The organism is Curtobacterium flaccumfaciens (assembly GCF_018598405.1).
GTDB classification, from domain to species: Bacteria; Actinomycetota; Actinomycetes; order Actinomycetales; family Microbacteriaceae; genus Curtobacterium; species Curtobacterium aurantiacum.
In genome coordinates this window covers 50,703-62,066 of the sequence record NZ_JAHEWS010000002.1, presented here as the reverse complement: position 1 = coordinate 62,066, position 11,364 = coordinate 50,703, and the positions used below count along the sequence as shown (strand labels likewise).

11 protein-coding genes and 1 pseudogene are annotated in these 11,364 nt (G+C 71.0%); 8 read left to right on the top strand and 4 right to left on the bottom strand.

Annotated features, from left to right (window positions below):
• The first annotated feature begins 2 nt into the window (after positions 1 to 2).
• The gene (locus KK097_RS01840) at positions 3 to 572 is read left to right on the top strand and encodes a hypothetical protein (protein ID WP_214543516.1); all 570 of its coding nucleotides are present in this window, start codon (positions 3 to 5) and stop codon (positions 570 to 572) included.
• A gap of 73 nt (positions 573 to 645) precedes the next feature.
• Here the strand turns inward: KK097_RS01840 and KK097_RS01835 are convergent, their stop codons facing one another.
• The 4 genes from KK097_RS01835 to ptsP all read right to left on the bottom strand — a co-directional run bounded on the left by KK097_RS01835 (position 646) and on the right by ptsP (position 5,612).
• Positions 646 to 1,803 (bottom strand): mannitol-1-phosphate 5-dehydrogenase, encoded by a 1,158-nt coding sequence (locus KK097_RS01835; protein ID WP_214543515.1) that lies wholly within the window; start codon positions 1,801 to 1,803, stop codon positions 646 to 648.
• Entirely contained in the window at positions 1,800 to 2,237 is a 438-nt protein-coding gene (locus KK097_RS01830; RefSeq protein ID WP_214528463.1) for a PTS mannitol transporter subunit IIA, read from the bottom strand. The genes KK097_RS01835 and KK097_RS01830 overlap by 4 nt, the downstream gene beginning before the upstream one ends.
• An 88-nt stretch (positions 2,238 to 2,325) precedes the next feature.
• Positions 2,326 to 3,885 carry a PTS mannitol transporter subunit IIBC gene (locus tag KK097_RS01825; RefSeq protein WP_214543514.1) on the bottom strand — a complete coding sequence of 520 codons (1,560 nt, stop codon included), beginning with the start codon at positions 3,883 to 3,885 and terminating at the stop codon, positions 2,326 to 2,328.
• A 68-nt stretch (positions 3,886 to 3,953) separates the two neighbouring features.
• Positions 3,954 to 5,612, bottom strand: a complete 1,659-nt coding sequence (ptsP, locus tag KK097_RS01820; RefSeq protein WP_214543513.1) for a phosphoenolpyruvate--protein phosphotransferase — start codon at positions 5,610 to 5,612, stop codon at positions 3,954 to 3,956.
• 250 nt (positions 5,613 to 5,862) lie between these two features.
• Between ptsP and KK097_RS01815 the strand changes: the two genes are divergently transcribed.
• From KK097_RS01815 to ribA, 7 genes and pseudogenes are all read left to right on the top strand, one after another.
• Positions 5,863 to 6,633, top strand: coding sequence for a DeoR/GlpR family DNA-binding transcription regulator (locus KK097_RS01815; RefSeq protein ID WP_027466423.1), 771 nt, complete (start codon positions 5,863 to 5,865; stop codon positions 6,631 to 6,633).
• A 69-nt stretch (positions 6,634 to 6,702) separates the two neighbouring features.
• Positions 6,703 to 6,975, top strand: a complete 273-nt coding sequence (locus tag KK097_RS01810; RefSeq protein WP_022905912.1) for an HPr family phosphocarrier protein — start codon at positions 6,703 to 6,705, stop codon at positions 6,973 to 6,975.
• Positions 6,976 to 7,057: 82 nt separating this feature from the next.
• Positions 7,058 to 7,900: an exodeoxyribonuclease III gene (locus KK097_RS01805; RefSeq protein ID WP_214528468.1), complete on the top strand. Its 843-nt coding sequence runs from the start codon at positions 7,058 to 7,060 to the stop codon at positions 7,898 to 7,900.
• Positions 7,901 to 7,941: 41 nt separating this feature from the next.
• Entirely contained in the window at positions 7,942 to 8,952 is a 1,011-nt protein-coding gene (gene trpS / locus KK097_RS01800; RefSeq protein ID WP_214543512.1) for a tryptophan--tRNA ligase, read from the top strand.
• A 2-nt stretch (positions 8,953 to 8,954) separates the two neighbouring features.
• Positions 8,955 to 9,509: a GNAT family N-acetyltransferase gene (locus KK097_RS01795; protein ID WP_214543511.1), complete on the top strand. Its 555-nt coding sequence runs from the start codon at positions 8,955 to 8,957 to the stop codon at positions 9,507 to 9,509.
• A gap of 91 nt (positions 9,510 to 9,600) precedes the next feature.
• Positions 9,601 to 10,674 (top strand): bifunctional diaminohydroxyphosphoribosylaminopyrimidine deaminase/5-amino-6-(5-phosphoribosylamino)uracil reductase RibD, encoded by a 1,074-nt coding sequence (gene ribD / locus KK097_RS01790; protein ID WP_250896360.1) that lies wholly within the window; start codon positions 9,601 to 9,603, stop codon positions 10,672 to 10,674.
• Between the two features lie 29 nt (positions 10,675 to 10,703).
• Positions 10,704 to 11,333 (top strand): annotated as a pseudogene (gene ribA / locus KK097_RS01785) (GTP cyclohydrolase II); the annotation flags it as partial.
• Between the last annotated feature and the right edge of the window lie 31 nt (positions 11,334 to 11,364).

The window sequence follows — 11,364 nt, the reverse complement described above, 5'->3', positions numbered from 1 at the left end:
CCATGCCCGGCTCGAGGCGGGCCGCCGCGCAACGCGCCCGGACCGTGATCGTCACCGGGGTCGCCGGCGGCACCGGGACGACGACCGTCGCGGCACTCCTCGCGGATGCGGTCGGCGGACGTCTCGGCGTGGTGGTCCAGGCGACGGACCACTCCGGCGGTGAGCTCGCCGCACGACTCCCCACCCTGCAACCGGCCACCTCACGCGTGACCGTGCACGACATGGGGGCGCACGTCGGCCCTGCCGCCGTGCTCGCGGCGACGCCGGAGAACTGTCTCGTCGTGGTCGGGCGGGCCACCGCCGACGGATCGGCGGACGTCCGGGCAGCGCTCGCGTCCATAGCCGATGCTCCGGACCCGACCCTCATCGGCCGGTCGGTCGTGGTGCTCGTGGACCGTGGTGCGGGACCGACCGCCGTGGACACGCGTCTCGTCGGCGACACGGGTGTCACGGCGGTGCTCGTGCTGCGGGCCGATCGCGCACTCGCCCGCCCTGGCCGCATCGAGGTCGCCGCCCTCGGCGGCGCCACGATCACGACGGTGTCCGACCTGCTCGCGGCCCTCGGCTGGTAGCCGCGACCGGTGGACGGACGGGAGGCCCGTCACCAGCTGGTGACGGGCCTCCCGTTCGTCGGTGCGGACGTCCTCAGGCGCGCGCGGACCGGATCCGCTCGGTGAACGCGGCGTGCAGCGGGTGCTCCGCTGCCAGCCCGGTGATCTGCGTGGCCACGTCGGCGTCCGACGCGTCCGACGCCAGCACGGCCTGCAGCTCGACGCTCTGCTCGTCGTCCGCGACGTCGAACCGGAGCGCCGCGGCCATCGCGTCGAGGAGCGCGGTCGGCTCGGTGCCGTCCTCGGCCAGTGCGGCGGCCGGTGAGACGAAGCGCTCGTCGCGCGACAGCTTGCGGAGCGGCTGGCGGCCGACGCGGGTCACCGTGTCGGGCAGGTGCGGGTTCTCGAACCGGCCGATGATGGCCTGCACGTACGCGCGGTGCACCTCGGGGTCGAGTTCGTGGCGGCGGACGAGCAGGTCGCTCGTCTCGGCGAGCACGGACTCGAGCTCGGAGCGCACGGCGGGGATGGCGATGGCGTCCGAGATCTTGTCGGCACCGGCGACGAAGCCGTGGTACGCGACGGTGGCGTGCCCGGTGTTCACCGTGAAGAGCTTGCGCTCGATCGACGCGGCGAGGCCGTCGACGTAGTGCGCGCCGGGGATCTCCGGCTCGTTCCCGCCGAACGGGGTGCGGTCGATCGCCCATTCGTAGTACGTCTCGACGGTGACGTCGAGTCCCCCACCCTCGGGCTGCGCAGGAACGATGCGGTCGACGGCGGTGTTCGCGAAGACGGCCTTGGCCAGGACGGCGTCGCGGCCGTCCTCGGGCAGGGCGGCGACGATGAACTCGCGCAGCCGGTCCGTGGCGTTGAGCGCGTTCTCGCACGCCATCACGGCGATCGGCGCAGCGTCGGCGTCACGGGCGACGAGCGCACGGGCGATGACGGGAGCGATGAACCGCAGGACGTTCGGGCCGACGGCACACGTGACGACCGCGGCGGTCGCGATCTCGGCGACCACGCCGTCCTCGTCCTGCGCGCTGTTCAGCGCCCGGAAGTTCGTGACCTCGTGGTCCTGGGCGCCGGCCCCGACCTCGTGCACGGTGTACGAGTCGGCGGCGGCCAGGGCGTCGATGAGCGGGGCGGCGACGTCGGCGAAGACCACCTCGTATCCGGCCTGGTGGAGCAGGAGCCCGACGAAGCCGCGGCCGATGTTGCCGGCGCCGAAGTGGACGGCGGTGCCGGCGCTCACTCGTTGACCTCGCCGAGGATCGCCAGGATCGCCGCGGTGTCCGCAGCGTCGGTGAGCTTCTGGACCTCGTCCTCGTCAGAGAACACGATCGCGATCTTCGACAGGATGTCGAGGTGCTCGTTGTTCACGCCGGCGATGCCGACGACGAAGCGCACGGGGTTGCCGTCCCAGTCGATCGGGCTGGCGTAGCGGATGAACGACAGCGCGGACGACTTGATGGCGTCCTTCGCGTCGTTGGTGCCGTGCGGGATGGCGAGGAAGTTGCCCATGTAGGTGGACACACTCTTCTCGCGCTCGAGCATCGCCGGGTAGTAGTCGGACGTGACCGCGCCCGCAGCCTCGAGGATCTCGGCCGCCTCCTTCATCGCCTCCGACTTGGTCGGCGCGGTGTCCTCGGTGTGGATGCGGATCTGGCTCTCCTGCAGGACGGGCATCGGGGGTTCTCCTTGTGTTGAGGACGTGATGGAGGGGACGGGTCAGCCCCGTCCCCTCCGATACTGCACTTCGTTACTGGTTGTGGCGTTACTGGCTCTTCAGCTGCTCGACGACCTGGTCGTACTGCGGCGCGTTCATGAAGTTGCCGACCGACACGTGCTGGGCGTTCGGGTTCTTCTGCTTGGCGCGGTCGGTGAGCTCCTCCTGCGTGATGATCAGGTCCTCGTCACCGGACAGGTTCGCGATCGCCTTGTTGGAGACCGTGACCCCTTCGATGCCCGCCTTCTTGATCTTGTTGCGCAGGACGCTGGCGCCCATGGCGCTCGAGCCCATGCCGGCGTCGCAGGCGAAGACCAGGTTCTGGACCTTCGTCGTGGTCGCCGTCGTGCTCGCCGATCCGACGCCGCCGAGGGAGGCCTCGGCCTCTTCCTCGTTGGCCGGGGAGTTGTTGCCGAACAGACCGGCCGTGGCGGCGTTCGCCTCGCGGCCCTTGTTGGCCTGGAGCTTCGCCATGGCGGCGCTCATGTCACCGCCACCGTTCGCCAGGTCGCGCTTGCGGCTGGCGAGCAGGAAGAAGGACGCGACCGCGAAGGTGACCGCGGCGGAGAGGATGACCGACAGGATGACGCCGACGTAGCTGTCCTTCGACGTCGCGGTGAGCACCGCGAAGATCGAACCGGGCGACGCCGGGGCGACGAGGCCCGAGTTGAAGAGGACGTTCGTGCCGACGCCGGTCGCACCACCGAGGATGACCGCGATGAACAGGATCGGCTTCTGCAGCACGTACGGGAAGTAGATCTCGTGGATGCCGCCGAAGAACTGGATGAGGATCGCGCCAGGAGCGGTCGAGCGGGCGATGCCGACACCGAAGAAGGTGAAGGCGAGCAGCAGGCCGAGGCCCGGACCGGGGTTCGCCTCGAGCAGGAAGAGGATCGACTTGCCCGACTCCTCGACCTGCTGCGCACCGAGCTGGGACAGCACGCCGTGGTTGATGGCGTTGTTGAGGAAGAAGACCTTCGCCGGCTCGATGATGACGCTGGCGATCGGGAGCAGCGAGTTGTTCACGAGGAACTCGACGGCGACGCCCAGGCCCTCGGCGATGGCCTTGAAGACCGGTGCGAGCCAGAAGAAGCCGAGCATCGCGAGCCCGAAGCCGAGGATGCCGGCCGCGTAGTTGTTGACGAGCATCTCGAAGCCGGGCTTGATCTTGCCGTCCCAGATCTTGTCGACCTGCTTGATGAGCCATGCGCCGAGCGGGCCGCAGATCATCGCGCCGAGGATCATGACGGTGCCGTTGGCGCCGAGGATGACACCCATGGCCATGATCGAGCCGACGACGGCACCGCGGGTCTCGTAGACCATCCGGCCGCCCTGGAAGGCGATCGCGAGCGGGATCAGGTAGGTCAGGATCGGGCTGACGAGGCCGATGTTGGCGACGCCGTCGGTCTCACCGAAGCCGCCGAGGATCCCCACGGGGGTCCAGCCGGTCTCGATGAAGAAGGCGGTGATCAGGCCCCACGCGATGAAGATCGCGATGTTGGGCATGACCATGCCGGAGAGGAACGTGCCGAACTTCTGAACGGCGACGCGTGCGCCGCCCCGCGACTTCGCGGGTGCGTCGGGCGCTGCAACGGACGACGTTGTCATGTGCGGTGACTTTCTGTGTGGTGGAGCTGCTGCGTGGTGATGGGAGGGGTGGTGCTTGGGGTGGTGGGTCAGGCGGCGTGCGTCGCGGACGCGGCAGCGGACTTCGCGGCCGCCGCCGTGCTCGCGGCGAGTGCCGCCGTCGCCATCTCGCGGGCCTGCTCGAGCGTGTAGCGACCGAGTTCGGCGCGCACGTCGGCCAGGGCCGCGGGGGTCATGGAGAGGGTCGTGGCGCCGAGGCCGACGAGGACGACGGCGAGCAGCGGGTCGGCTGCTGCCTCGCCGCAGATCCCGACGGCCTTGCCGGCCGTGGCTCCGGCGGTGCCGAGCTGCGCGACGAGGCGCAGGACGGCGGGGTGCCACGGGTCCTGGTACGACGCGACGGTGCCGAGCATGCGGTCGGCGGCCATCGTGTACTGGGTCAGGTCGTTCGTGCCGATCGACACGAAGTCGGCGTTCTGGAAGACCTGCTCGGCCATCAGCGCGAGCGACGGCACCTCGGCCATGACACCCGCGGTGCGGATGCCGAGCTCGCGGGCCAGGGTGACGAAGTACTCGGTCTCCTCGGCGTCGGCGACCATCGGGGCCATGACCCACAGGTCGGCCTCGGTCGCCGCGTCGGCCTGGGCCAGCGCGGTGAGCTGGTCGCGGAGCACCTCGGGGTGGTTCCGCAGGGCACGGAGTCCGCGGCGCCCGAGGGCGGGGTTCTCCTCGTCCTTGTCGGTGAGGAACGGCAGGGGCTTGTCGGCGCCGGCGTCGAGCGCGCGCACGACGACCTTCTTGCCGGGGAACGCCTCGAGCAGCTGACGGTACGACTCGGTCTGCTCCTCGACCGTGGGGGCCTTGGGCGAGTCGAGGAAGAGGAACTCGGTGCGGAAGAGCCCCACGCCCTCCGCACCGAGAGCAACGGCGCCTGCGGCGTCGGCAGGGCTGCCGAGGTTCGCGAGCAGGGGCACGACGTGGCCGTCGGCGAGGGCGCCGGCGGTGAGCGGCGCAGCGGCCGCGGCGAGGCGGTCGGCGATGCGGCGCTCGACGTCCGCGACCAGTGCGGCATCGGGGTCGGTGACGACCGTGCCGGCGATGGCGTCCACGACGACGGGCTGGCCGTCGGTCAGGTCGTCCGCGCCGGTGACACCGACGATGGCGGTGATGCCCTTGGCACGGGCGAGGATCGCGGTGTGCGAGGTCGGCCCGCCGTCACGGGTGACGAGCGCCAGGACCTTCTCGAGGTCGAGCAGCGCGGTGTCGGCGGGGGCCAGGTCGCGGGCGACGAGGACGAAGGGGGTGTCCGACTCGGGGACGCCGGGGGCGTGCACGCCGCGGAGCTTCGCGATGATGCGCTGGGCGACGTCGTCGAGGTCGGCCGCGCGCTCCCCCATGTAGCCGCCCATGCCGACGAGCAGGTCACGGAACTGGGCGAACGCCTCGTACACGGCGCGCTCGGCGTTGGTGCCGCCGTCGATGCGGGTGTGCACGTCGTCGAGGAGCGTCGGGTCCTGCGCCATCAGCGCCTGGGCCTCGAGCACGGCCTGGGCGTCGCCGCCGGCGAGCTGTCCGCGCTTGTTGAGGTCCTCCGCCACGGCGGCCAGTGCGTCGTGCACGGCCTGCTTCGCGTCGTCCGCGGAGCCGACGAGGGCGCCCTTGGACGGTTCGCCGAGCGGGTCAGCCATCCGGAGCACGGGGCCGTGGGCAACGCCACGGCCGACGCCGGTGCCGAGCAGTTCGGACATTCGAGACTCCTTCATCTCACGCGCGCTTGCGGTGGGGTGGATCGTTCGGTGCGGGCGGCACGGGAACAGACCACGTCCGTGCGGCTGAGCAGCACACTACCCCGATCCGCGTTGACAAACAAACACATCCGGGGATAAAAATGCAGAAACAGATGCCCGTTTGCGTCTGACGGATCGACCACGCGGAGGGGCTTCGCGCGTGTCGTGCCCGAGCATGTCCGTTCCGTTCCGACCGAGACGACGAGGTCCGATGTACGCACCAGAACGCCACCAGCGCATCGTCGAGCAGGCGCGCGCGCAGGGCCGGGTGGACGTCAAGGACCTGGCCGAGCTGCTCGCCGTCACGCCCGAGACGATCCGCCGGGACCTGACGAGCCTCGAGCGCCGCGGCCTCGTTCGTCGCGCCCACGGCGGCGCGATCCCGGTCGAGCGCATCACCCTGCATCCGGGCGTCGGCGACCGCGGCGGCATCAACCAGACCGAGAAGATGGTCATCGCCGAGGCCGCCCTGGCAGAACTGCCCGAGAACGGTTCGATCATGATCGACGCCGGCACCTCGACCATCTGCCTGGCCGAGCTGCTGCCGACCGACCGGGGCCTGACCGTCGTCACGCACTCGCTCCCGGTCGCCACCGCCGTCGCGAACCGACCGGGCATCGACCTCCACCTGCTCGGCGGCAACATCCGGAGCGACTCCCTGGCTGGCGTCGGCACCTGGACGCACCAGCTCATCGGGATGGTCAGCGTCGACGTCGCCTTCATCAGCATCAACGGGATCACCCCGGAGCGCGGCCTGACGACCCACAACATGGCCGAGGCCGCCGTGAAGAGCGCGATGATCAAGTCCGCCCGCCGGAGCATCCTGCTCGCCGACCACACCAAGTTCGGCCGCGAGGAGTTCGGTCGCGTCGCCCCGCTCGCCGCCATCGACACGATCATCACCGACCCCGCCGTCAACCTCGACCTCGTCCGCGAGGTCGAGGCCGCCGGTACCGAGGTCTTCTGGCCCGGTCGACCCTGACCGCGCCCCGATCCCGTCCACCCAGCGCTCGCTAGCATGAGCCAACCACCCATCGACAGGAGTACATCGATGTCCGAAGCCACCCGCACCGTGACCGTCGCCAGCGCATCCGGCCTGCACGCTCGCCCCGCTTCCCTCTTCGTCCAGACCGTGACGGCGTCCGGGCACCAGGTCACGATCGCCAAGGGCGACAAGTCCGGCAACGCCGGCAGCATCCTCGCCCTGCTCGGGCTCGGCATCGAGAACGGCGACGAGGTCACCCTCACCGTCTCGGGCGACGACGCCGAGACCACCGCGGACAGCCTGGTCGAGTTCTTGAAGACGGACCACGACGCGGCCTGATCGCGCGGGTCGCGTCCTGCACGCGACCACCTGACGGACGGGGCGTCCAGGGCTGTCGGCACCCGCCGATAAGGTGTTCTGCATGACACGCCTGCGCCTCGCATCCGTCAACGTGAACGGCGTCCGCGCCGCCTTCCGCAAGGGGATGGGCGACTGGCTCGCCACCCGTGACGTCGACGTGTTGGCCCTGCAGGAAGTCCGCGCGTCGAGCGACGACCTGGCGGCACTGCTCGGCGACGAGTGGGACATCGTGCACGACCCGGCGACCGCGAAGGGCCGGGCCGGCGTCGCGATCGCATCACGACACTCCGCTCAGATCCACCGCGTCGCGCTGGGCGCCGACGACTTCGACTCCGCCGGCCGCTGGCTCGAGGCCGACTACGAGATCGGCGGCGCGACCGTCACGGTCGTCTCCACCTACGTGCACTCGGGCGAGGTCGACACCCCCAAGCAGGACGAGAAGTGGAAGTTCCTCGACGCGATGACGGAGCGCCTGCCGAAGCTCCGCGAGCACAACCCGCTCGCGGTCGTCGTCGGTGACCTCAACGTCGGGCACGACCAGCGCGACATCAAGAACTGGAAGGGCAACGTCAAGCGTGCGGGCTTCCTGCCGCGCGAGCGTGCCTACTTCTCGCGGTTCTTCGGCGCCGACGGCGAACCGGTCGAGGGTGCCGACGGCTCCACGGGCCCCGGGCTCGGCTGGGTCGACGTCGGTCGCGACCAGGCCGGCGACGTCGACGGCCCGTACACGTGGTGGTCCTGGCGAGGTCAGGCCTTCGACAACGACACCGGCTGGCGCATCGACTACCAGATGGCGACGCCCGACCTGGCCGCCAAGGTCACGGAGTACACGGTCGACCGCGCTGCGGCGTACGACCAGCGATGGTCCGACCACGCCCCCGTGGTCGTCGACTACGAACTCTGACCCCTCTGCTTTCGCTTCACCTGACGCACCGGAGCACCACCATGACCAAGACCCGCATCTTCTCGGGCATCCAGCCGTCCGCCGGCTCGCTGCACCTCGGCAACTACGTCGGGGCACTCATGCAGTGGAGGACGCTGCTCGACGACTACGACGCCATCTACTGCGTCGTCGACATGCATGCCATCACCTCGCCGCAGGACCCGGCCGAGCTCCGCGCGAACACCCGGGCCACCGCTGCGCAGTACATCGCGTCGGGCATCGACCCGTCCAAGGCGACGCTGTTCGTGCAGTCGCACGTCCCCGCGCACGCCGAGCTCGCCTGGGTGCTGAACACGCTGACCGGCTTCGGTGAGGCGAGCCGGATGACCCAGTTCAAGGACAAGTCCGCGCGCCAGGGCGCCGAGGCCGCGTCGGTCGGGCTCTTCACCTACCCGATCCTCATGGCCGCGGACATCCTGCTCTACGACACCAGGGTCGTGCCCGTCGGCGATGACCAGCGACAGCACGTCGAGCTCACCCGCGACCTGGCCGGACGCTTCAACTCCCGGTTCGGCGACACCTTCGTCACGCCCGAAGCACGGATCCTGACCGAAACGGCGCGCATCTACGACCTGCAGGACCCGACGAGCAAGATGAGCAAGTCCGCAGCCTCGGACAACGGCCTCATCCGCCTGCTCGACGACCCGAAGCGCACCGCGAAGAAGATCAAGTCGGCCGTGACCGACGCCGAGCGTGAGATCCGGGCCGACCGCCAGACGAAGCCCGGTGTGACGAACCTGCTGTCGATCCTGTCGGCGTTCACCGGCACGTCGATCGCCGCGCTCGAGGAATCGTTCGCCGGCAAGGGCTACGGCGACCTGAAGGGCGAGGTCGCCGACGCCGTCGTGGCCGAGCTCGAACCGGTCCGTGCCCGCACGCTCGAACTCCTCGACGACCCGGCGGAACTCGACCGTCTGCTCGCCGTCGGTGCGGACCGTGCCGAGTCGATCGCCCAGGACACCCTGGCCCGCGTCTACGACCGCATCGGGTTCGTCCCGCGGTCGCGCGGCTGACCGTGCAGCCCGTCACGCTCGAGTCGGCCCGGGTCCGGCTCGACCTGCCCACCCGGGCCGACGCCGCGGCGATCACCGAGGCCTGCCAAGATCCGGAGATCGTCCGGTGGACCACCGTGCCGACCCCGTACCGCGAGCAGGACGCCCGCACCTTCGTCGATGCCCTGGTCGGACCGGGGTGGGCCTCGGACCGCGAGTACACCTGGGCGATCCGACCGGCAGGGTCGACGTGGCTCGCGGGCATCATCAGTTACCGCACCGCCGGCCGTGACCTCGGGTTCTGGCTCGCGCCGTCCGCGCGCGGTGCCGGACTCATGCACGACGCCGTCGGGCTCGTGGTCGACTGGGCCATCGAGCAGGGCGCACCCGACGTGTACTGGGAGTGCTACGAGGGCAACAGTGCCTCGGCAGCGGTCGCCCGGGCGGCCGGCTTCTCGTACACGGGCCTCGGCGAAGCCCGTGTGCCGGACCGGGACGGTGGCCCGACCGCGGCCTGGACGGCGCTGCGACGCGCTGACGGCACGCCTGCCTCCGACCTCCCCTGGCCCGTCGCCTGAACACGCTCACAATCGTGGTGACGTGTCACCCAACCGCCGCCGGTAGGCTCGGCCCGTGAGCGACACGGCACGACCCACCGAGGTCCGGGCGATGCGCCGCGGACTCGAACTCGCGGCCCTCGGACCCGTCGTCGGCGATCACGCCCGCGTCGGCGCGGTGATCCTCTCCCCCGACGGCGCCGTCCTCGCCGAAGGCTGGCACAAGGGCGCCGGGACCCCGCACGCCGAGGTCGACGCGATGGCCAAGGTCGACCCGGCACTGCTCCGCGGCGCGACGGCGGTCGTCACCCTCGAACCCTGCAACCACGTCGGCCGCACGGGTCCCTGCGCCGTGGCGCTGCTCGAGGCCGGGGTCGCCCGGGTCGTGTACGCCATCGACGACCCCGGGGCCGCCGTGCACGGTGGCGCCGACCGGCTCCGAGCCGCCGGGGTCGAGGTCGTCTCCGGCGTCCTCGCCGACGAGGCCGAGGCGTTCCTCGAACGGTGGCTGCTCTCGGTCCGGCTCGGCCGGCCGTGGGTCACCGTGAAGTGGGCCTCCAGCCTCGACGGCCGCGCAGCCGCTGCCGACGGCACGAGCAAGTGGATCACCGGCGCCGCCGCGCGGCAGCACGTCCACGAACAGCGCGCAGCCCACGACGCGATCCTCGTGGGCACCGGCACCGTCCTCGCCGACGACCCGAGCCTGACCGCGCGCGGGGACGCCGGCGAACTGCTCGCCGACCAGCCGCTCGCCGTGGTGCTCGGAGACCGCCCGGTGCCGGCCGACGCCGCGGTCCGTCGACACCCGCGGGGGCTCGTCACCCTCCCCGGACACGACCTGGCCACCTCGCTCGGCGCCCTGCGCGGACACGGTGTGCACTCGGTGTTCGTCGAGGGCGGGCCGACCGTCGCCTCGGCGCTCATCGCCGCCGGACTCGTCGACGAGTACCTGGTGTACATCGCCCCGGTGCTGCTCGGTGGCCCCCGTGTGGCGCTCGGCGACCTGGGGGTGGGAAGCATCTCCGATCGTCGGCGGTTGGACGTACTATCGACCACCAGCCTCGGCCCCGACCTGCTGGTCCGAGCCCGACCGCAGCGCACGCAGCACCAGAACCAGCAGCAGCAGCAGCACGTGACACCCGGGCTCGGGAACGACGGGCCCACGAACGACCGGAGCACCACATGACCGACGCGCTGACCTCCCCCACGCCGGGGAGCCCGGTCCACTTCGAGGTGTCGACGAACGTGCCGACCACCCACGGCACCTTCCAGATGCGCGCCTACCGCGACCTCGTGACGAGCGCGGAGCACGTCGCGATCATCGGCACCCTGCCGGACGGATCGATGCCCACCGACGGCGCACTCGTCCGCGTGCACTCCGAGTGCCTGACCGGCGAGGCCTTCGGCTCCCTGAAGTGCGAGTGCGGCCCCCAGCTCGACGCCGCACTCGACACGATCGCGGCCGAGGGCGGCGTGGTCGTCTACCTGCGCGGGCAGGAGGGCCGCGGCATCGGGCTCATCAACAAGCTCAAGGCCTACCGCCTGCAGGAGGACGGGCTCGACACCCTCGACGCCAACCTCGCGCTCGGCCTGCCCGCCGACTCCCGCGCGTACGGCGGCGCCGCCGGCATCCTCGCCGACCTCGGCATCACCCGCGTGCGACTGCTGTCGAACAACCCGGAGAAGCGCCGTCAGCTCGAGGAGCACGGCATCACCGTCGACTCGCTCGTCCCGCTCGTCGTCGGCGTCTCGGCGCAGAACGCCGGCTACCTCGACACCAAGCGCGACCGGATGGGCCACCAGCTGCCCGAGCACCTCGAAGCAGGAGCCGGCGCCGGCGCCTGAGCGGGTCCGAACCGGGCACGACAGCGGCCAG

Coding starts and splice junctions, on each gene's coding strand:
- KK097_RS01840 (WP_214543516.1), top strand. CDS start 3: ATGCCCGGCTCGAGGCGGGCCGCCGCGCAACGCGCCCGGACCGTGATC.
- KK097_RS01830 (WP_214528463.1), bottom strand. CDS start 2,237: ATGCCCGTCCTGCAGGAGAGCCAGATCCGCATCCACACCGAGGACACC.
- KK097_RS01825 (WP_214543514.1), bottom strand. CDS start 3,885: ATGACAACGTCGTCCGTTGCAGCGCCCGACGCACCCGCGAAGTCGCGG.
- ptsP (WP_214543513.1), bottom strand. CDS start 5,612: ATGTCCGAACTGCTCGGCACCGGCGTCGGCCGTGGCGTTGCCCACGGC.
- KK097_RS01815 (WP_027466423.1), top strand. CDS start 5,863: ATGTACGCACCAGAACGCCACCAGCGCATCGTCGAGCAGGCGCGCGCG.
- KK097_RS01810 (WP_022905912.1), top strand. CDS start 6,703: ATGTCCGAAGCCACCCGCACCGTGACCGTCGCCAGCGCATCCGGCCTG.
- KK097_RS01805 (WP_214528468.1), top strand. CDS start 7,058: ATGACACGCCTGCGCCTCGCATCCGTCAACGTGAACGGCGTCCGCGCC.
- trpS (WP_214543512.1), top strand. CDS start 7,942: ATGACCAAGACCCGCATCTTCTCGGGCATCCAGCCGTCCGCCGGCTCG.
- ribD (WP_250896360.1), top strand. CDS start 9,601: ATGCGCCGCGGACTCGAACTCGCGGCCCTCGGACCCGTCGTCGGCGAT.